This window comes from Nonomuraea monospora (assembly GCF_039531895.1).
Classification (GTDB): Bacteria; Actinomycetota; Actinomycetes; order Streptosporangiales; family Streptosporangiaceae; genus Nonomuraea; species Nonomuraea monospora.
This window is the reverse complement of sequence record NZ_BAAAQX010000025.1, coordinates 146,322-164,466: the sequence shown is the minus strand read 5'-3', so window position 1 is coordinate 164,466 and position 18,145 is coordinate 146,322. Positions and strand designations below refer to the sequence as shown.

The 18,145-nt window shown below is 72.4% G+C and carries 20 protein-coding genes; 10 read left to right on the top strand and 10 right to left on the bottom strand.

Features of this window, described 5'->3' with window-relative positions:
* Positions 1-108: 108 nt before the first annotated feature.
* Complete coding sequence (locus ABD331_RS38490) at positions 109-630, top strand: DoxX family protein (RefSeq protein ID WP_344486552.1); 522 nt, start codon at positions 109-111, stop codon at positions 628-630.
* Between the two features lie 55 nt (positions 631-685).
* On the opposite strand, the gene ABD331_RS38485 is transcribed toward ABD331_RS38490, so the two are convergent.
* On the bottom strand, positions 686-1,306 hold the full coding sequence (locus tag ABD331_RS38485; RefSeq protein WP_148440541.1) for an L-threonylcarbamoyladenylate synthase: 621 nt from the start codon (positions 1,304-1,306) through the stop codon (positions 686-688).
* Positions 1,307-1,367: 61 nt separating this feature from the next.
* On the opposite strand from ABD331_RS38485, the gene ABD331_RS38480 reads away from it, so the two are divergent.
* On the top strand, positions 1,368-1,970 hold the full coding sequence (locus ABD331_RS38480) for a hypothetical protein (protein ID WP_344486546.1): 603 nt from the start codon (positions 1,368-1,370) through the stop codon (positions 1,968-1,970).
* Here the strand turns inward: ABD331_RS38480 and ABD331_RS38475 are convergent.
* Together ABD331_RS38475 and ABD331_RS38470 are read right to left on the bottom strand one after the other, a co-directional pair.
* A complete protein-coding gene (locus ABD331_RS38475; protein WP_344486544.1) occupies positions 1,954-3,126 on the bottom strand; it encodes a macrolide family glycosyltransferase in 1,173 nt (390 codons plus the stop codon). The two genes, ABD331_RS38480 and ABD331_RS38475, sit on opposite strands and share 17 nt — an antisense overlap.
* Positions 3,127-3,130: 4 nt before the next feature.
* Entirely contained in the window at positions 3,131-3,787 is a 657-nt protein-coding gene (locus tag ABD331_RS38470; protein WP_344486541.1) for a CatB-related O-acetyltransferase, read from the bottom strand.
* A gap of 48 nt (positions 3,788-3,835) precedes the next feature.
* On the opposite strand from ABD331_RS38470, the gene ABD331_RS38465 reads away from it, so the two are divergent.
* Positions 3,836-4,492, top strand: coding sequence for a TetR/AcrR family transcriptional regulator (locus ABD331_RS38465; protein ID WP_344486538.1), 657 nt, complete (start codon positions 3,836-3,838; stop codon positions 4,490-4,492).
* On the opposite strand, the gene ABD331_RS38460 is transcribed toward ABD331_RS38465, so the two are convergent.
* Complete coding sequence (locus ABD331_RS38460; RefSeq protein WP_344486535.1) at positions 4,475-5,089, bottom strand: TetR/AcrR family transcriptional regulator; 615 nt, start codon at positions 5,087-5,089, stop codon at positions 4,475-4,477. The genes ABD331_RS38465 and ABD331_RS38460 overlap by 18 nt on opposite strands.
* 68 nt (positions 5,090-5,157) lie before the next feature.
* Here ABD331_RS38460 and ABD331_RS38455 point away from each other — a divergent pair, with 68 nt between their 5' ends.
* Positions 5,158-5,916 carry an SDR family NAD(P)-dependent oxidoreductase gene (locus tag ABD331_RS38455; protein ID WP_344486532.1) on the top strand — a complete coding sequence of 253 codons (759 nt, stop codon included), beginning with the start codon at positions 5,158-5,160 and terminating at the stop codon, positions 5,914-5,916.
* Between the two features lie 225 nt (positions 5,917-6,141).
* Here ABD331_RS38455 and ABD331_RS38450 read toward each other — a convergent pair whose 3' ends face one another.
* Positions 6,142-6,483: a carboxymuconolactone decarboxylase family protein gene (locus ABD331_RS38450; RefSeq protein ID WP_344486529.1), complete on the bottom strand. Its 342-nt coding sequence runs from the start codon at positions 6,481-6,483 to the stop codon at positions 6,142-6,144.
* A gap of 123 nt (positions 6,484-6,606) precedes the next feature.
* Here ABD331_RS38450 and ABD331_RS38445 point away from each other — a divergent pair, with 123 nt between their 5' ends.
* The 6 genes from ABD331_RS38445 to ABD331_RS38420 all read left to right on the top strand — a co-directional run bounded on the left by ABD331_RS38445 (position 6,607) and on the right by ABD331_RS38420 (position 11,354).
* On the top strand, positions 6,607-6,945 hold the full coding sequence (locus ABD331_RS38445; protein ID WP_344486526.1) for a YciI family protein: 339 nt from the start codon (positions 6,607-6,609) through the stop codon (positions 6,943-6,945).
* 38 nt (positions 6,946-6,983) lie between these two features.
* On the top strand, positions 6,984-8,105 hold the full coding sequence (locus ABD331_RS38440; RefSeq protein WP_344486524.1) for an RNA polymerase sigma factor: 1,122 nt from the start codon (positions 6,984-6,986) through the stop codon (positions 8,103-8,105).
* 81 nt (positions 8,106-8,186) lie between these two features.
* The gene (locus ABD331_RS38435) at positions 8,187-8,612 is read left to right on the top strand and encodes an ester cyclase (RefSeq protein ID WP_344486521.1); all 426 of its coding nucleotides are present in this window, start codon (positions 8,187-8,189) and stop codon (positions 8,610-8,612) included.
* Between the two features lie 173 nt (positions 8,613-8,785).
* On the top strand, positions 8,786-9,175 hold the full coding sequence (locus ABD331_RS38430) for a hypothetical protein (protein ID WP_344486518.1): 390 nt from the start codon (positions 8,786-8,788) through the stop codon (positions 9,173-9,175).
* A gap of 131 nt (positions 9,176-9,306) precedes the next feature.
* On the top strand, positions 9,307-9,885 hold the full coding sequence (locus tag ABD331_RS38425; protein WP_344486515.1) for a PadR family transcriptional regulator: 579 nt from the start codon (positions 9,307-9,309) through the stop codon (positions 9,883-9,885).
* A complete protein-coding gene (locus ABD331_RS38420; RefSeq protein WP_344486512.1) occupies positions 9,882-11,354 on the top strand; it encodes an FAD-dependent monooxygenase in 1,473 nt (490 codons plus the stop codon). Before ABD331_RS38425 ends, ABD331_RS38420 begins: the two co-directional genes overlap by 4 nt.
* Here ABD331_RS38420 and ABD331_RS38415 read toward each other — a convergent pair.
* From ABD331_RS38415 to ABD331_RS38395, 5 genes are all read right to left on the bottom strand, one after another.
* The gene (locus tag ABD331_RS38415) at positions 11,344-12,147 is read right to left on the bottom strand and encodes a carbohydrate ABC transporter permease (protein WP_344486509.1); all 804 of its coding nucleotides are present in this window, start codon (positions 12,145-12,147) and stop codon (positions 11,344-11,346) included. The two genes, ABD331_RS38420 and ABD331_RS38415, sit on opposite strands and share 11 nt — an antisense overlap.
* Entirely contained in the window at positions 12,144-13,109 is a 966-nt protein-coding gene (locus tag ABD331_RS38410) for a carbohydrate ABC transporter permease (RefSeq protein ID WP_344486506.1), read from the bottom strand. Before ABD331_RS38410 ends, ABD331_RS38415 begins: the two co-directional genes overlap by 4 nt.
* Positions 13,106-14,464, bottom strand: a complete 1,359-nt coding sequence (locus tag ABD331_RS38405) for an ABC transporter substrate-binding protein (protein ID WP_344486503.1) — start codon at positions 14,462-14,464, stop codon at positions 13,106-13,108. Before ABD331_RS38405 ends, ABD331_RS38410 begins: the two co-directional genes overlap by 4 nt.
* Entirely contained in the window at positions 14,461-15,462 is a 1,002-nt protein-coding gene (locus ABD331_RS38400) for a glycoside hydrolase family 99 protein (RefSeq protein ID WP_344486500.1), read from the bottom strand. The genes ABD331_RS38405 and ABD331_RS38400 overlap by 4 nt, the downstream gene beginning before the upstream one ends.
* A 304-nt stretch (positions 15,463-15,766) precedes the next feature.
* Complete coding sequence (locus tag ABD331_RS38395) at positions 15,767-18,103, bottom strand: substrate-binding domain-containing protein (RefSeq protein ID WP_344486497.1); 2,337 nt, start codon at positions 18,101-18,103, stop codon at positions 15,767-15,769.
* Between the last annotated feature and the right edge of the window lie 42 nt (positions 18,104-18,145).

The window sequence follows — 18,145 nt, the reverse complement described above, 5'->3', positions numbered from 1 at the left end:
CAATGACCTTCGAGCGCGGGCCCTACGGCACTGAGCGCGGACGTCCGCGAGCGGTGTGATGGAGGCGTGACAAGGACTGCACCACCGAGCTGGAAAGGGAGGCTCGTCATGGCTTGCACCATCCACCAGCCGCAGACGACCGGAGAGATCGCCGTTCGCCGCCCCGTCGACTACGTCTGGGCGATCGCCCGGATCTCGATCGGCTGGATCTTCCTGTGGGCGTTCCTCGACAAGACCTTCGGGTGGGGCCTGGCCACCCCCGCCGAGCGGGCCTGGGTCGCGGGCGGCAGCCCGACGACCGGCTTCCTCAAGAGCACGGGCGAGAACGCGCTCGGCGGGTTCTTCGGCTCGCTGGCCGGTCAGCCCTGGGTCGACTGGCTGTTCATGGCCGGTCTGCTCGGCGTCGGCCTGGCCCTCATCCTCGGCATCGGCACCCGGATCGCCGCCGGGGCCGGCAGCGCGATGCTGCTCCTCATGTGGGCCGCGGAGCTGCCCCTGGAGAACAACCCGTTCATGGACGACCACATCATCTACTCGATCGTCCTCATCGGCCTGGCCCTCGCCGGCGCCGGCCGCACCCTCGGGCTCGGCAACCTGCCCATCGTCCGGCGCACCCCATGGCTCCAGTAGCGAGCCACCCCGCCCACCCCCCGGGCGTCCGGGGGGTGGGCGTTTCGCCATGCCGTCACTCGAACAGCGACGGGTCCCCCGTGCCGACGCGGAGGATCTCGGGCTCGTCCTGCGACAGGTCGACCACGGTCGTCGGGGTCGCGCCGCACTCACCGGCGTCGATCACGGCGTCCACCGAGTGGTCGAGCCGCTCCTTGATCTCCCAGCCCTGCGTCGGCGGCTCGTCCTCGTCCGGCAGCAGCAGGGTGCTCGACACCAGCGGCTCACCCAGCTCGGCCAGCAGCGCCTGCGTCACCACATGGTCGGGGATCCGCACCCCCACCGTCTTCTTCCTGGGGTGCAGCAACCGCCGCGGCACCTCCTTCGTCGCCGGCAGGATGAACGTGTAACCGCCGGGCGTCGCCGCCTTCACCAGCCGGAACACCGCATTGCTCACATGCACGAACTGGCCGAACTGCGCGAAGTCCCTGCAGATCAGGGTGAAGTGGTGGTCGCTGCCGAGGCCGCGGATCTCCCTGATCCGGTCGATGCCCTCCTTGTTGCCCGGCCGGCAGCCCAGCGCGTACGAGGAGTCAGTCGGGTACGCGATCAGCCCGTCGGCGCGCAACAGGTCGACGACCTGGCCGATCAGGCGGGGCTGGGGGTTTTCCGGGTGAACGTCGAAGTATCTGGCCACCCTCGGATCCTAGAAGCGGTCCAGCACCACCCGGGACATCTGGCGTCTAGACTTTGCGCGCATGCGCCTCAAGATGATCTTCGCGCTCTCTCTGGTCTACCTCGTCACCGCGGCGCCCCTGTTCCTGCCCGGTGAGCTGCGGGTGGTCCTCCAGCCCGCCACCGCCGACGGGGTCGAGGTGTTCTACGAGGTCACCTCTCCCGTGCTGCTCAGGTCGTACGAGGGGATCGAGCCCTTCAACCGGGCGCAGCTCCTCGCCGAGCAGCGGGCCGAGGCCTACCCGGACGACCTCGCACCCCCTTACATCGCGCACGGCAGGTCGTACCGGCTCGTCACCCCCTACGTCACCGAGCGGGGCCGCGCGCTGGCCACCCCGGTGATCTCCGGCGTGTTCTGGCAGGACGGGCGGCGGGTCAGGTTCGACATCGTGCCGCAGGTGCGGCGGGTCGCCAACAGCCAGGCGGCGCTGAGCCGGCTGCACGAGAGCACGGCGGGGTTCGAGGAGCCCGCCGTCTACGGGAGCGGCATCGACGCGGAGGCCAACCGGCTCGTGCTCGAGACGAACGTCTTCGATCCGGGCCTGCGCCGCCGCCTGGCCGAGCGCTACGGCGGGCTCGTCATGGTGAAGTGGGACCCGTTCGGGGAGCCTATGCAGCTCCTGTGAGCATCCCTTCGACGAGGTCGGCGGCGCGCGTGGTGCCGCCCTCGGCGCGCGCGTCCGCCTGGAGCCGCGCGGAGCGGCGGGCGACCTCCGGGTCGGCGGTGAGTGCGAGCAGCGCGGACCGCAGGGCCGCGGCGGTGGCGTCCGCCGTGTCGATGCGGCGGGCGACGCCCAGCTCCACGAGCCGGTCGGCGTTGAGGAACTGCTCGGCGCCCTGCGGAACGGCGATCATCGGGACGCCGGCCAGCAGCCCCTCGCCGCAACCGCCCATGCCGGCGTGGGTGACGAACGCGTCCGCCCGCTCCAGGATCGCCCGCTGCGGCACCCAGGGATGCACCTCGACGTTCGCCGGGATGTCGCCCAGCTCGCCCGCGTCGGTGTGCCGGCCGATCTGCAGGACGACGTGCCAGCCCGGCAGGTCGCCGAACGCGGCCAGGCACCGCCGGTAGAACTCGGGCTGCCGCGTGTACGCCGACCCCAGGGAGATCAGCAGCACCTTGCCCGCGCCGGCGGGAGGCGTCCACTCGTCCTGCTCGCCGGGCGGGCCGTAGCAGGGGCCGACGAAGGTGACCGTGCCGGTGTCCACCTGGTCGGCGTGCGGCTGCATGGCCCGCGTGATCAGCGCCAGGGCCCGCGACGGGACGCCGGAGAAGGCGTCCACGTCGGTGGTGCTCGCCCCGGAACCGGCCAGCCACCGCGCGAATCTGTCCTGGTACGCGTCCGCGCCCGGCAGCAGCCGGATCTGCGCCGCCACGTCCTCCTCATAGCCCTTCCAGGCCACGAACGTCGGCGACAGTTGCAGCAGCGGGCGGCCCTGCGACTCGGCGAGAGCGCGGGCGGCGTAGGCGCCGATGTCGTACAGGTACAGGTCCGCGGGATCGCCGTCGTAGGCGGCGCGGAGCTGCGGGAGCGCCTGCATGGCGTCGTCGAGGAAGAGGCTCATCGCGGCCACCGGGTCGTCGGGCCAGGAGTCGTCGGCCACCGGCAGCACGGAGGCGCAGGGGACCAGCTCGGCGCCGGTGGCGGTGATGAGGTCGCCGACCACGGGATCGTTGGCGTAGGTCACCCGGTGGCCGCGGGACACCAGCTCACGGATGATCTCCAGGCTGGGCAGGACGTGGCTGACGATGGGGATGCCGGCCATCGCGATGTGGGCCATGCGGTCACTCGCCTCCTTGCTGGGGAGCGGCGGCTTCCAGGTCGGCGACGCTGCCCGACATGATCGTCCGTACGTGCTCGGTGATGTGCCCGGCCGGCCAGTCCCACCAGGCCACCTTCAGCAGCCGGGCGACGTCCGCCTCGCTGTAGCGGGTGCGGATCAGCCTGGCCGGGTTGCCGCCGACGATCCCGTAGTCGGGCACGTCGGAGGTCACCACCGCCCCCGCGCCGATGATCGCGCCGTGCCCGATCTTCACGCCCGGCATCACCGTCGCGCCGTAGCCGAACCAGACGTCGTTGCCGACCACCGTGTCGCCGCGGTTCGGCAGGCCGGTCAGCAGGTCGAAGTGCTGCGCCCACGAGCCGCCCATGGTGGGGAAGGGGAAGGTCGAGGGGCCGTCCATGCGGTGGTTGGCGCCGTTCATGATGAACCGCACGCCCGTGCCCAGCGCGCAGAACCTGCCGATGACCAGCCTCTCGGGGCCGTAGTGGTAGAGCACGTTGCGCGTCTCGAACGCGGTCGGGTCGTCGGGGTCGTCGTAGTAGGAGAACTCCCCGACCTCGATCAGCGGGGACTTCACCAGCGGCCGGAGCAGCACCACCCGTGGCTGCTCCGGCATGGGGTGCAGCACGGTCGGATCGGCGGGGACGAGCGGATTCATGAGGTGCGACTCCGGTTAACGCGACAACTTGTACATTAAGATGTTGGCATGGAGCGGTTCGATGAGCAAACCGATAAAGCGACGACGCCTGAGAAGGCGCCTCCCAAGCGTCGTCCGGGCGGCCGGACGAGCCGCACCCGCGCGCGGGTGCTCGACGCCGTCCGTATGGAGCTGGCCGAGCACGGTTACGACGGGCTGAGCCTGGACGGGGTCGCGGCCCGCGCGGGCGTGCACCGGGCGACGGTGTACCGGCGCTGGCGGGACGTCGGCGGCCTGCTCGCCGACGTGCTGGAGGCGACGGGGGGCGACGACTGGGAGCCCGAGGACACCGGCTCCCTGCTGGGCGACCTGATCGTGCTCAACCGGGAGAACCTGGGGGCCATGACCGCGCAGCCGTCGATGGCCGCCGCGCTCATCGCCGCCTCGTTCCGTTCCGAGGAGGCCGCCCGTGGGCTGCGGCGGCTCTGGGAGGATCGCTACACCCGCTGCGAGGTGATCGTCAGGCGCGCCGTTGCGCGTAGTGAGCTGCCGGCGGGGACGGATGCGCGGCGGCTGCTGGTCGCGGCCACGGCGCCGCTCTACCATCAGCTCGTGCTGCTCCGCACGCCGCCGGACCCTGACCTGCCCGAACAGGCGGCCAGAACCGCCGTCCTCGCCGCCACCGCAGGCGCCTTCACACCGGGCCCGTCAGCCACCTCTGTGTGATAGCGGGCCGTCGCCGAAGACGGCGCTGAGTGCCTTCGCGGTCAGGCCGGGCAATTCCTCGCGCCCGTCCTGCTCGGCCCACCGCACCAGCGCCGTGTGCAGAGCGGCCAGGCACGCGCTGGCCGCCGCCTGCGCCTGGAACGCCGCCTCCGGATCGGCCGCGTCGTCACCCAGAGCACCGATGATCGCCTGCAGAAGGGCGTACTGGTTGTCCAGGTGCTTGGCCCGCAACGCAGGCGTGGAGATCATCAACCGAAGCCGCGTGAGCAGGAACTCCCGAGCACCGTCGTCAGCGGTCAACGCGGCCCCCGACTCGACCAGCGCACCCCCGATCCGCCGCACCAGCGGCAGCCCGCCCCCCGACGCCGCGATCCGCTCGGCCACCAGCCGGCCGTGCTGATCGGCCAGGACGAGGTCCTCCTTGGTCGGGAAGTGCCGGTACACGGTCATCGGCGACACCCCGGCGGCCTCCGCGACGTCCGTCACGGTCGTCGCGTCGTACCCCCGCTCGGCGAACAGCCGCACCGCGTGCGCCTGGATCGTGCGCTGCGTCTGGGCTCTCCTGCGCTCCCGCAGCGTTGAGTGCTGATCGGCCATGTGGTAGACACTACCGCAGTGATAGTCACTACCAATTTGGTAGCAACTAACAGAACGGGATGGTTCACATGGACGGCAGAACGGCTCTGGTCACCGGCGCGTCGCGCGGCATCGGGCAGGCGATCGCGCTCCGGCTGGCCGCCGCGGGCGCGACGGTCATCGTGCACTTCGGCACGGACGAGGACGGCGCGCGCGAGACGGTCGCCCAGATCGAGCGCGAAGGCGGCGCGGCGCACGCCGTCGGCGCGGAGCTGGGCACGGACGGCGACGTCGAGACGCTCTTCACAGGAGTGGAGGCGGCCCTGGCGGGACGGCCGCTCGACGTCCTGGTCAACAACGCGGCGGCGCCGCCCGCCGGGCCGCTCGGGGCGACGACGCCAGCCGCGTTCGACCGGCTCTTCGCGGTGAACGTGCGCGCGCCGTACTTCATCATCCAGCGGGCGCTGCCGCTGCTGCGCGACGGCGGGCGGGTCATCACGATCTCGTCCGTGGCGACCCGGATGGCCAACCCGGCGCAGACGTCGTTCGCCATGACCAAGGGCGCCGTCGAGACCATGACGCTGACCCTGGCCAACGAGCTGGGCGCCCGCGGCGTCACCGTGAACGCGGTCGCTCCCGGCGCCACCCGTACGGCCACCAACGGCGCGATCTTCGAGGCGCCGGGGCTGGCCGGCCTCATCGCCGGGTCCACGGCGCTGGGGCGGGTGGGCGAGGCGGGCGACGTGGCCGACGTCGTCGCCTTCCTCGCCTCCGACGCCGCCCGCTGGATCACCGGCCAGGTCATCGACGCCAGCGGCGGCCTGTTCCTGGGACCACGCGCTGCCTGAGCACAGCGGCGCGCGCCCCCGGCCCTGCCCGGTCCGAGTCCAGTGGCCGGGGTCATTCCCCCCTGACCCCGCCCGGTCCGTGTCCAGCGGCCGGGATCATTCCCCCTGACCCCGCCCCGTCTGAGCCCAGCGGCCGGGGTCATTCCCCCTGACCCCGCCCGATCTGCGCCCAGGGGCCTGGGTCACCTCACTGGCCCAGCCCGGTCTGAGCCCAGCGGCGGGGAGTCACCCCCACTGGCCGGGCCGGTAGTCGCCGGCGGGCTGCCGGGTGATGACGTTCATGCGGTTCCACGCGTTGATGACCGCGATCAAACCCACCAGCGCGGTGAGCTGCTCCTCGTCGTAGCGCTCGGCGGCCCAGGCCCAAGCCTCCTCGGACACCCCGCCGGAAGCGTCGGCGACGCGGGTGCCCTGCTCGGTCAGCTCCAAGGCGGCGCGCTCGGCGGCCGTGAACACGGTGGCCTCACGCCACACCGCGACCAGGCTGAGCCGCACCGAGGTCTCTCCGGCGTGCGCGGCGTCCTTGGTGTGCTCCCGGGTCGCGGCGGGCAGCGGCGAGTCGTGCACGACCTTGCCCGCCGGTTACACCCAGGCGACGAAGTGATCGGCCGTGCGGGGACAATCTTCAAGAAGATCGTCCCGAGTGCGGTCGTTCGTCCGTCGTACAGGTGAGAACCAGTGGAGGCCGCCATGCAGTACGCCCTGATCATCTACGAGGAGCCCGGCTACCTCGACGCCCTGCCGGAGGAGGAGCGCGAGGCCGCGTTCGCGGACTATCGCGCGCTGGCAGAGGACCCCCGCTACGCCGGCGGCGCGCAGTTGCAGCCGGTCGAGACGGCGACCGGCGTGCGCGTCAGCGGCGGCCGGACGCTGGTGACCGACGGCCCGTTCGCCGACACCAAGGAGGTGCTCGGCGGGTTCTGCCTGGTCGAGGCGGCCGACCTGGACGAGGCGATCGAGCTGGCGGCGCGCGTCCCGGCCGCCAGGCTCGGCGGCGTGGTGGAGATCAGGCCGGTGGGGCGGCTCTGAACACGCTGGAGGAGGTCTTCAGGGACGAGTGGGGCAGGGTGCTGGCCTCGCTGGTCGGGTTCCTCGGCGACTTCGACCAGGCCGAGGAGGCCGTGCAGGAGGCGTTCGCGATCGCGGCGGAACGCTGGCCCAAGTCCGGAATGCCGGACAGGCCGGGCGCGTGGCTGGTGACGACGGCCCGCAACCGGGCGATCGACCGTGTACGCCGCGAACGCACCCTGACCGGGAAGATGCACCTGCTGCTGCCATCAGAGGCCGTCATGGACGAGTTCGACGACACGGTCATCAAGGACGAACGACTGGAGCTGATCTTCGCCTGCTGCCACCCCGCGCTGCCCCTGGACGGGCAGGTGGCGCTCACGCTGCGGGCACTCGGCGGCCTGGACACCGCCGAGATCGCCACGGCCTTCCTGGTCAGCGAGGAGACCATGAAGCGGCGGCTGTCCCGCGCCAAGGCCAAGATCAAGGCGACCGGCATCCCGTTCAGGGTGCCCGCCGCGCACCTGCTGCCCGAGCGGCTCGACGCGGTGCTCGCCGTCGTCTACCTCATCTACAACGAGGCCTACCGCGGCCGGGTGGACCTCGGCGCGGAAGCCCTGCGCCTGGGCCGCCTGCTCGCCACGCTGATGCCGGACCAGCCGGAGGCGCTCGGCCTGCTGGCCCTGATGACGATCCACCACGCCAGGCGGCGGGCCCGCTTCTCCGGCGAGGACCTGGTGCTGCTAGAGGATCAGGACCGGTCGCTGTGGGATCAGCGCGGGATCGCGGAGGGCCGCGCGGTGCTCGACCGGGCCGTCGCGGCGGGCGGGCGCGGCGCCTACGTCGTCCAGGCGGCGATCGCGTCGCTGCAGACGCGGGAGCGCATCGACTGGCCGCAGGTCGCCGCGCTCTACCGGCGGCTGGCGGGGCTCACCGGCTCGGCGGTCGTCGAGCTGAACGGCGCCGTCGCGCTCGCCCAGGCGGGCGACCCCGCCGCCGCGCTGCGCGCCGTCGACCGGCTCGGCCTGGACGGCTACCTCTACTTCCACTCCACGCGCGGCGAGCTGCTGCGGCGGCTCGGCCGCGACGCCGAGGCCAGGGACGCCTACGGCCGGGCGCTCGCGCTGGCCACCTCGGCCCCCGAGCGGCGATTTCTGACGCGGCGGCTGGAACAGCTCTGACGAGCTGTCCCCGGAGGGCGTGCCCGTTCGTCGCCTTAGTGCGGGCGACGGACGCTCGCGCCACACCGGAGGAGCATGCAGATGCAGACCAGCAACAACAAGGCGGCGTTCCGGCGTTTCCACGCGGCGATCAGCAGCGGCGACGCGGACGTCATCGCCAAGGCGATCGACGAGCTCGTCCAGCCGGACGTGCGCTTCCACGCGCCCGCGCCGGCCGCGCCCGGCGGGGTGGAGGCGTTCACGCGGGTGTGGGACACGCTGCTGCGCGCGTTCCCCGACCTGCACGTCCAGATCGAGGACGTGATCGAGGAGGGCGACCTGGTCGCCTGCCGGAACACCGTCACCGGAACCCACCGGGGCGAGTACCGGGGCCTCGCGCCGACCGGCAGGACCGTCACGTACGGGGAGATGTTCGTGGTGCGTTTCTCGGACGGCAGGATCGCCGAGATCTGGGGTGTCGTGGACGTCTTCTCGCAACTGCGCCAGCTCGGCGCCCTGCCGGCCTGACCTGGGTGTTCCTATTGTCCAGCGGTTCCTGGACGGACGCTGGACAAAGAACGCTTGCCGTTCGCGGGGGCCGCCGTCCAGCGTGGAGACAGAGCCCCGGTGCACAGGTCGCCGCCCGACGGGGGTGGCAGGCGAAGCCGATCCGGGGCGTTCCCCGAGCCAGGAAGAGGATCATGACGTACTCGAAGCTCGCCCCCGCGGCCGCCGGACTCGCCGCCGCCCTCGCGATGCTCGCCGTCCCGTCCGCCGCCTCCGCGGCGGTGTACGAGTCCACCGCTCAGATCGCGGCGCAGTCGTCGAGCGTCCACCGGGCGTCGGCGTCGTGCACGTCGCCACGGGGGCAGAAGATCAACGTCTCGTGGGGCGACGGCAACGTCTCCACCACGGTCTACTTCAACAACCACTGCAACCAGAAGCGGTGGATCGAGCTGAAGTTCGTCAAGCAGAACCACGACTACTTCTGGAAGTGCGTGTCGGTCAACCCGCGTACCAGCGGCAAGAAGAAGATCGACAACTCGAACCCGGACAAGGTCGTCCTCACCAAGAAGAAGACGAACTGCTAGCCGCGACCGATCGGCGCGAAGGGCCCCGCCACCGGCGGGGCCCTTCGCCGTTTGACAGTCACTCACGCCTGCCTAATACTCGGATCCGAGCGATTGGAGGCAAGTGATTGGAAGCGACCAAGAAGCGCCCGGTGTCGAACGCCCTGGGCCTCGCCGTGCTCGGGCTGCTCATCGAGACCCCGATGCATCCGCACGCCATGGCCGCCACCCTGCGCGAACGCGGCCAGGACCGGGCGTTCAAGGTGACCACCGGCTCTCTGTACGACGTCGTGCGCGCCCTGGAGCGGGCCGGATGGATCGAGGCGCGCGAGACCATCAAGGTCGGTGCCCGGCCCGAGCGCACCGTCTACCAGCACACCGAGCTCGGACGGGCCGAGTTCGGCCGCTGGGTCGAGGAGCTGATCCGCGTCCCGGCCGCCGAGTACCCGAAGTTCCTGTCCGCGGTCGGCTACCTGGGCGCGCTCGGGCCCGGCGGCGCCACGGCCGCGCTGCGCGAACGTGCTACGCGGTTGCGCGCGACGCTGGAGGAGTACCGGCGCGAGCACGGTGAGCTGCTGGCGAGCGGGAAGGTGCCGCGGCTGTTCGTGATCGAGGTGGAGTACGCGCTGCGCATGCAGGAGGCCGAGCTCGGCTGGATCGAGGAGATCGCCGCCGACATCGAGACAGGCCGCCTGACCTGGCCGCACACCGAAGAGGAGGAGGGCCGATGAGCGGCGAAGGCACGATCATGGTGGCGGGCGCCGGGCCCGCCGGGCTGATGCTGGCGGCGGAGCTGACCCTCGCCGGGGCCGAGGTGACGGTGCTCGACGGCCTGCCCGAGCGCTCGCCGTTCTGCAGAGGCTTCAACCTCAACGCCCGCAGCCTGGAACTTCTCGACCGGCGCGGCATCGCCGGACGGTTCCTGGCCGAGGGGCCGACCGTCACGGCGAGCATGTTCGCCGACCCGGCCAGGCCGCTCGACCTGACGCAGATGGACAGCGGCCACCCGTACGTGCTGGGCATCGCGCAGACCCGCGTCGAGGAACTGCTCGAAGAGTGGCTGGCCGAGCTGGGCGTCAAGGTGCGCTGGGGCCACACGCTCATCGACCTGGAACAGGACGGCGACGGCGTCGAGGTGACCGTCGAGTCCGGCGGCAGGCGGCAGCGGACGCGCGTCGCCTACCTGGTGGGATGCGACGGCAGCCGCAGCACCGTACGCAAACGCGCGGGCATCCCCTTCCCCGGCACGCCCGCCACCAGCTACGGCGTGCTCGCCGACGTCGAGCTGGCCGACCCGGCCGCGCTGCCGTTCGGCGTGACGCACGGCGAGCGCGGCGCGGTGTTCGTGATCCCCAGGCCCGGCTACGTGCGCATCGTGCTCGACGACCCCGAGCCGCCCGCCGACCGGGACGAGCCGGTGACCCTGCCCTACTTCCAGCGCCTGCTGGACGACCAGCTCGGCCGCCGGGCGGAGCTGCGCGAGCCGCGCTGGCTCACCCGGTTCGGCGACGCGGCCCGTCTGGCCGGCCGCTACGTCTCGGGCCGGGTGATGCTGGCCGGCGACGCCGCGCACATCCACCCGCCGACCGGGGCGGTGGGGGTGAACGTGGCGCTGGCCGACGCGGTCAACCTCGGCTGGAAGCTCGCGGCCACCGCGCTCGGCCACGCCCCCGCCGGGCTGCTGAACAGCTACCACGAGGAACGGCACGAGGCGGGGGAGCGGCTGCTCGCCACCCTGCGCGCCCAGGCGGCCCTCGCCGGGCACGACCAGGACCTCGCGCCGGTGCGTGACCTGTTCGGCCAGCTCGTCGAACGGGTGCCGGGCGTCGGCAAGTACCTGGCCGAGCTGGCGACCGGGGTGAGCACCCGATACGACCCGAAGATCCCCGGCGACCACCCGTGGCTCGGCCGCCTCGCCCCCGACCTGGAGCTGACCGTCGACGGCCGCCGTACGAGCGTCGCCGAGCTGCTGCGCCCCGCCCGCCCGCTCCTGCTCCGCCTCGGCGACCGGCCTCTGCCGGAGGCAGGCGGCCGGGTGGACACGCGCGACGCCCGCTGCCCCGCGTGGCCCGGCCTCGAAGGGCTGCTGATCCGCCCGGACGGGCACACCGCCTGGGTCTCCACCACGTCCGACCCCCAGCCGACCGGCACCCTCGCCACCGCCCTCGGCACCTGGTTCGGCGTGCCGGTCACCCTTTGACCGCCCCCACCAGCCCGTTGACGAAATACCGCTGCAGGACCAGGAAGAGCGCGATCACCGGCAGCACGATGATCAGCGACGCCGCCATCACCTCGTGGTAACTCGGCACCTCACTGGAGATGAGCGACTCCAGCCCCAGCGGCAGCGTGAACCGCGACCGGTCCGACAGCGACACCCGCGTCAGCACGTACTCGTTCCAGGTCGGCACCGCCGTCAGCACCGCCACCGTGATGTGCGCGGGCCTGGCGAGCGGCAGGTAGATCGACCAGAAGACGCGTGCCTCGCCCGCGCCGTCGGACCTGGCCGCCTCGCGCAGCTCCCCGGGGATCGCGCGGTAACCGCTGGTCAGCAGCAGCACCGTCAGCGGCGCGGTGCCGTTGACGAAGGGCAGCACCAGCCCCAGATGGCTGCCCAGCAGGCCGAGGTTCTTCTCCAGGATCACCACCGGCAGCAGCACCGTGATCCCGGGCACGAACAGCAGCGCCACGAAGAACCAGTACAGGAGGCGGCGGCCGGGGAAGTCCAGCATCGCGAAGGCGTAGGAGGCCAGGCTGTAGACCACCAGGACGCCGGCCACGGTCAGCGCCGTCACCTGGAGGCTGTTGAGGAAGTAGTCGAAGAAGCGCAGCCTGCTCCACGTGGCGACCAGCGTGCCGAGGGTGGGCTCGCGCGGCAGCAGGCCGCCTTCGAGGATCTCCTCGCGGGTCTTGAACGCGCCCGACACCATCCACAGGAACGGGTACACGCTGATCACCGCGTACGCGATCAGCCCCGCGTAGGCGAACCGCCTCACCGCACCCTCCGCAGCAGCCGCGCGTTGGCCAGGGTCAGCAGGACGGCGCCCGCGAAGAGCAGCCAGCCCAGCGCGCTGGCGTGACCGAGTGACGGCGCCAGCCCCTTCATGAACGCCAGCCGGTAGGCCATCAGCCCGAGCACGTCCGTGTGCCCGCCGGGCCCGCCGTTCGTGGCGATCAGGAAGAGCTGGAAGCCGTGCAGCGCGTCCCGCACGCCCAGCAGCACGATCGCCACGGTGATCGGCCGCAGCAGCGGCCAGATGACGCGGCTCAGCACCTGACGGGAGCCGGCGCCGTCGATCCGCGCCGCCTCGACGAGGCTGCGGTCGATGGCCTGCAGCCCGCTGAGGTAGAGCAGCGTCGCGACCGGCACGCTCGACCACACCAGGATCACGATCAGCGTCGGCAGCGCCGTGCCGGGGTCGCCGAGGAAGCCCTGCGGCTGCCGCAGGCTCCCCAGACCGAGGGAGCCGAGCAGCAGGTTGATCGCCCCGTCGGGCGCCAGCACGTACCGCCAGGCGTAGTAGACGGCGATGCCGGTGGTCACGTACGGCAGGAAGTACACCGAGCGCAGCACGCCGCGCAGGCGCGTGACGGAGTTCAGCATCACCGCGAGCGGCAGGGCGACGGCCACGGTCAGCAGCGGCGTGACGACCATCACCCACGCCGTGTTCGCGGCGGCCCTGCGCAGGTCGGCGGCGAGCGACGGGTCGGCGTAGAGCAGGTCGGCGTAGTTGCCGAGGCCGACCCAGCGCCATTCGGGGGTGAAACCGTTCCACCTGGCGAAGCTCAGCAGGAACCCGCCGGCGATCGTGTACGCGCCCATCAGCAGGAACAGCGCCACCGCCGGCGCGACGAACGCCCACCCCACCAGCCACCGCCGCGTGCGGGCCGCCCGGCCCGGCGCGGGCGGCCGGACGCGCGGCCGACCCGCCGGGCGTTCGAGTGAGGTGGTGCTCACTGCGTGGACTTCCACATCGACGCCACGACCTTGTCCAGCTCGGCGCCCGCCTGCCGCGGGGTCAGCTCCTTCAGCGGCGTCAGCCGTACGGTGAGGTCGCCCGGCTTGACCTGGTCCCAGTCTGAGGGGAAGAAGCTGTCGTCGGCCGCCTCGTAGGCGCTGTCCGGCGGGCCGGTGAAGTAGCGCTGCAGCGCCGCCAGATCCTTGCCGAGCAGCGCCTCGGCCTGGCTGCCGAGATCGGTGGCGGGCAGGTCGAGCGATCCCTGGGCGACCAGGCCGGCGCCCTCGGGCGAGGTCACCCAGTCGATCCACCTGATCGCGGCCTCGCGGTTGGCCGTGGTCGCCGTGACGCCCAGCCCGGTCAGCGCGAGCGGCGCCATCGAGATCCGCTTGTGCGTGCCCTCCGACGACGGCGGCACCGGGAAGGCGAGCACCTTGTCCGGGCTCAGCCCGTTCTGGGCGAGGAAGGCCAGCGTGAACGTGCCGCCCACCGCGAAGGCCGACTTGCCCTGCGCGAACGCGATGTCCGCCTCGTCGATGCCGAGCGTCGTGGTGCCGGGCATCCAGTACGGCGTCAGCTCGGCGTACGTCTCCAGCGACCTGACCCCGTCCGGCGAGGCGAACCCCTGCGCGGTGCCCTTCCCGAACAGCGCGTGGAAGCGCTCCTTGCCGAGCAGCGCGAACGCGAGCGGCTGGTAGACCCAGTTGAAGCCGGTCTGGGAGACCTTCAGCCCCAGCGACAGCCCGCCCTGCCCCTTGGCGGTCGTGGTCCGCAACGCCTGGACGAACTCCTGCCACGACTGCGGCGGTGTCTCCGGGTCGAGCCCGGCGGCGCGCAGCTTGTCCTTGTTGGCGTAGACGATGCCGAAGGCGCCCGCCGTGAACGGCACGCTGAAACGCTGCCCCGCCTTGCCGTTCTTGATCGGCGAGTCGGCGGCCACCGAGTCGATCTTCTGCTGGGTCAGCACGCCGCTCTCCCGCGTGGACGGCAGCAGCCGCTGCCGCCACGCGTCCGTGACGTCCGGCGCCATGTCCTGCAGCAGGCCGGACGCGCCCATCTCGTAGTCCTCGCCGGACGCGTGCACCTCCAGCACGTCCGGCAGCCCGCCCGTCTGCGCGGCGCTCTGCACCTTGCTGACGAACACGTCGTCAGGCGTGACCGCCTCCACCGTGACCCGGATGCCGGTCTGCGCGGTGAACCGCGCCGCCGCCTTGTTCAGCGCGTCGGCGTGCGACTTCTTGAACGTCCACATCCGCAACGCCTGCCCGGCCGGCTCCTGCCCGCCCCCGCCGGAACAGCCGCCCAGCGCCGCCACGACCGCCACGGCCAGGACGAGCGCGCGAACCCTCCTCATCGGCTCCGCCTCTCGAACGTCTCCACCCAGTGCCGCGTCCGATCCAGATACGCCGTCTCCGCCGCCCTGCCCCGCTTGCCGTAGGCGCCCTCGAAGCTCTGGTAACCCGCGCGATTCACGGCGGGCTCGATCACGCTGCCCTCGTGCCACTCGTTGAAGGACGTCACCGACACCCACTCCGGCGAGCCGCCGATCTCCGGGTCGAGCGCGTTGGACCACTGCCGGTCGTAGGCGGCGCCGTCGTCGCGGGCGATCGTCGGCGTGGTGTTGCCCGGCACCGCGCGGTCGTCGAGGTAACCGGGGGCGACCGACGGCGACCAGATCAGGCCGTGGGCGCGGGCGTAGTCGCCCGCCTGCTTCCAGCCGGGCGCGGTGGCGCCCGCGATGCCGTCGTAGGTGTACATGCCGTTGAAGTGGGCGATCCTGGTGGTGTCGGTGGTCTGGGCGAGGATCACGTTGTCGTCGTTCACCGCGTCCAGCGCCGACCAGTCGGCTATCTGCAGGCTCCAGAACACGTAGAAGACGTTGTGGAAGGCGGGGTGGGCGCCGTACTTGCCGTGCAGGTAGCGGATGTCCTCGACGGTGGAGGCGGCGGTGCGGCCCTCGTACGGCTCCAGGTGCCAGGCCACCTTGACGCCCCTCTTCGCCGCGGCGTCCATCACCCTGGCGGCCAGGCCGTCCTCGTAGCTGCCCTGGCCCCACCAGCTGTAGACGATCACGCCCGCGCCGGTCCTGCCGATCCACTTCATGTGCTGGGACAGGACCCCGGGGTCGCCCGAGTCGTAGGGGCCGAGGGCGGGGTAGAGGTCGGCGCCGATGTCGTCGGGCGGGGTGTGGCCGCCCTGCTGCCAGTGACGCCAGTCGGGGGCGCCGTACCAGGGGTAGTAGAACAGGTGGACGTTCTGCGACAGCTTCGGGGCGGCTGCCGAGGGGGCTTGGGGGAGCCACCAGGTCAGGGCGGCCAGGAGGAGGATGAGGCTTCGACGTTTTGCGATCATGGCGTCCTTTCGGGGGAAGGATGCTGCCCATCGCGGTTGTGGGCGTGGCGCGCAAATCGTTAAGATGCTTCCGCAATCTACACGCGCGGCAAGCCCTGTCAAGGGGTGACGGCAGCGGCTCAGGCCATGGACGGCTCACAGCCGGAGCGGCGGCGCGCGAGGCGGCGCCGGGACCGCGAGGCTCCGCTCAGGCGGAGTGGCGGGACCGCGAGGCTTCGCTCAGGCGGAGTGGCGGCGCACTGGGCGGGCCGGGACCGCGAGGCTTCGCTCAGGCGGAGTGGCGGGACCGCGAGGCTTCGCTCGCTCAGGCGGAGTGGCGGCGCACGAGGCGGGCCGGGACCACCAGCTCCGTGGACGGCTCGTCGATGGCGCCGCGCAGCCGTTCGAGCAGCCGCATGGCCGTGGCCTGGCCGATCTCGCGGGCCGGGTTGGCCATCGTGGTCAGGCCGGGCGACACCATGCCCGCGGCGTCGATGTCGTCGAAGCCCATCACCGCCAGCTCCTCCGGCACGCGCAGGCCGCGCCGCGCCGCCACGTCCAGCGCCCCGATCGCCATCACGTCGTTCGCGCACAGGACGGCGTCGGGCGGCTCGGGCAGCTCCAGCAGCCGCGCCACGCCCTGCGCCCCGCCCGCCCTGCTGAACTCGGTGTGCGCCACCAGCCCCTGGTCGGCCGGCACCCCGGCCTCGGCGAGCGCCGCACGATAACCGGCCACCCGCTCGGCCGCCGGGCCCTCGGCCGCGGGGCCGCACACGAAGGCGATCCTGCGGTAGCCGCGGGCCAGCAGGTGGCGGGTCGCCTCGGCGGCGCCGCCCTCGTCGTCGCTGTGCACCACGTCCACACCCCGCTGGGCCAGCCGCCCGCCCAGCCGCACCACGGGGATGCCCGCCTCGATGACCGGCAGCAGGTCCTCGGCGTGCGTGTGGAACACCGCGAACGCCAGCCCGTCCACCTGGCGGGCGATCATCTGCTCGATCGCCGCCTGCTCGACCCGCCGCACCCCGTCGGTGTTGCTGATGATCTGGTCGTAACCGGCGGGGCCCAGGACGTCCTGCAGGCCGCGGGCCAGTGCGGGGTAGAACGGGTTGGTGATGTCGGGGATGATCAGGCCGATGGTCTGGCTGCGGCTCGTGCGCAGGCCCCTGGCCAGGACGTTCGGGCGGTAGCCGAGCTGCTCGATCGCCTGGAGCACCCGGCGGCGGGTCTCCTCTGCGACGGGGCGGCGGCCGTTGAGGGTGTGGGACACGGTCGTCGCGCTCACCCCGGCCAGGTCGGCCACCCTCCTGATGCTCGGCCGCTCGCCCCTGACCAGGCGGGGGGTGTCTCGGGCGACGTCTTCCGGCACGCCGTCGCCTCGCGCCGCGAACCCGGGTGGGGTGGTGTATGTGGGCGCGCCTTCGGGTGTGGGGTCGCTTGGGGGCGCGTCTTCGGGTGTCGTGCCGCTCGGGGGCGCGCCCTCGGGTGCGGGGCCGCTCGACGGCGCGCCCTCGGGTGTGGGGTCGCTTGTGTGCGCGTCTTCGGGTGAGTGGCCGCTTGGGGGAGTGTCTTGGCGTGTGTGGCCGCTCGCGTGGGCGTCTTCGAGAGCGCCGCCGTTTGCGGGCGGGTCTTCTGGCGTGGTGCCGCGTTCGGGCGCACCTGTGGGCGCGGTACCGCGTCCGGGCGCGCCTAGGGGAGTGGTGTCGCGTTCGGGCGCGGCTGGGGGAGTGGTGCCGCTTCGGGAAGTGGCCCCGGGGGTGACGCGGCCCTGGAAGAAGGCCTCGAACGCGCCGCCCAGCACGGCGTACGCCTCCTCCAGCGCACGCACGCCGCGCGCGACGGCCTCGGCGGGCGGCACCCGGTCGGCCGCCTCCAGCAGGATCGCCTCCCACACCTGACGCAGCGGACCGAGCGCCGCCGCCGCCAAAATCCGCGCCCTGAGCCCGCCCCCACCCTCCGCCCAGACCGGCGCCCGCGTCCTCGAAGCGCCGACCCCCTCCGGCCGCATCCCGGAAGCGCCAGCGCCCTCCGCTCGCGCCCTGGAAGCGCCGACACCTTCCGCCCGCGTTCCGGAAGCGCCAGCACCTTGCACCCGCGTTCCCGAAGCGCCAGCACCTTGCACCCGCGTTCCCGAAGCGCCAGCACCTTCCGCCCGCGTTCCCGAAGCGCCGACACCCTGCGCTCGCGTCCTGGAAGCGCCGACGCCTTCCGCCCGCGCCGCGTCTCTCACTCCGGCGGGCGTCTCCGCCAAGGCCTCCGCCAGCGCCTCCGCGAGCGCCCGTTCCCGGGCCGCGAACAGCTCCCGCCCGAACGCCCGCAGCGTCTCGCTCCCGCGATACACCCGCCCGAACAACGCCAGCTCCCCGGAAGGCGCGGCACGCAGGAGCCCGCCGAGCGCGACCGCCGTCAGTCCCCCGCGCCGGCGCCGCACCACCTCGGCCGGGTCGCCCGCCAGCAGCGGCTCGTGCTCGTAGAAGAGCTGCTCCTTGACGGGAAAGTAGTTGAACACGGTCTTGGCCGACACGTCCGCCGCCTCGGCGACCTCGCTGACCGTCACCGCGTCGAACCCCCGCAACGCGAACAACCGCAGCGCCGCGTCCGCGATGGCGCGCCGCGTCTCGGCCTTCTTGCGCGCACGCCTGGCCGGGGGCTGCTGGGTGGGCATGCGGAGATCTTACATCGACAGGATCCTTACAGCCGCTGTAAG

Excerpts from the sequence above, each read along its gene's own strand:
- ABD331_RS38430 (WP_344486518.1), top strand. The coding sequence starts at position 8,786 with ATGACGTACTCGAAGCTCGCCCCCGCGGCCGCCGGACTCGCCGCCGCC.
- ABD331_RS38490 (WP_344486552.1), top strand. The coding sequence starts at position 109 with ATGGCTTGCACCATCCACCAGCCGCAGACGACCGGAGAGATCGCCGTT.
- ABD331_RS38455 (WP_344486532.1), top strand. The coding sequence starts at position 5,158 with ATGGACGGCAGAACGGCTCTGGTCACCGGCGCGTCGCGCGGCATCGGG.
- ABD331_RS38470 (WP_344486541.1), bottom strand. The coding sequence starts at position 3,787 with ATGAATCCGCTCGTCCCCGCCGATCCGACCGTGCTGCACCCCATGCCG.
- ABD331_RS38475 (WP_344486544.1), bottom strand. The coding sequence starts at position 3,126 with ATGGCCCACATCGCGATGGCCGGCATCCCCATCGTCAGCCACGTCCTG.
- ABD331_RS38395 (WP_344486497.1), bottom strand. The coding sequence starts at position 18,103 with ATGCCCACCCAGCAGCCCCCGGCCAGGCGTGCGCGCAAGAAGGCCGAG.
- ABD331_RS38445 (WP_344486526.1), top strand. The coding sequence starts at position 6,607 with ATGCAGTACGCCCTGATCATCTACGAGGAGCCCGGCTACCTCGACGCC.
- ABD331_RS38420 (WP_344486512.1), top strand. The coding sequence starts at position 9,882 with ATGAGCGGCGAAGGCACGATCATGGTGGCGGGCGCCGGGCCCGCCGGG.
- ABD331_RS38400 (WP_344486500.1), bottom strand. The coding sequence starts at position 15,462 with ATGATCGCAAAACGTCGAAGCCTCATCCTCCTCCTGGCCGCCCTGACC.
- ABD331_RS38435 (WP_344486521.1), top strand. The coding sequence starts at position 8,187 with ATGCAGACCAGCAACAACAAGGCGGCGTTCCGGCGTTTCCACGCGGCG.
- ABD331_RS38460 (WP_344486535.1), bottom strand. The coding sequence starts at position 5,089 with ATGGCCGATCAGCACTCAACGCTGCGGGAGCGCAGGAGAGCCCAGACG.
- ABD331_RS38465 (WP_344486538.1), top strand. The coding sequence starts at position 3,836 with ATGGAGCGGTTCGATGAGCAAACCGATAAAGCGACGACGCCTGAGAAG.
- ABD331_RS38480 (WP_344486546.1), top strand. The coding sequence starts at position 1,368 with ATGCGCCTCAAGATGATCTTCGCGCTCTCTCTGGTCTACCTCGTCACC.
- ABD331_RS38405 (WP_344486503.1), bottom strand. The coding sequence starts at position 14,464 with ATGAGGAGGGTTCGCGCGCTCGTCCTGGCCGTGGCGGTCGTGGCGGCG.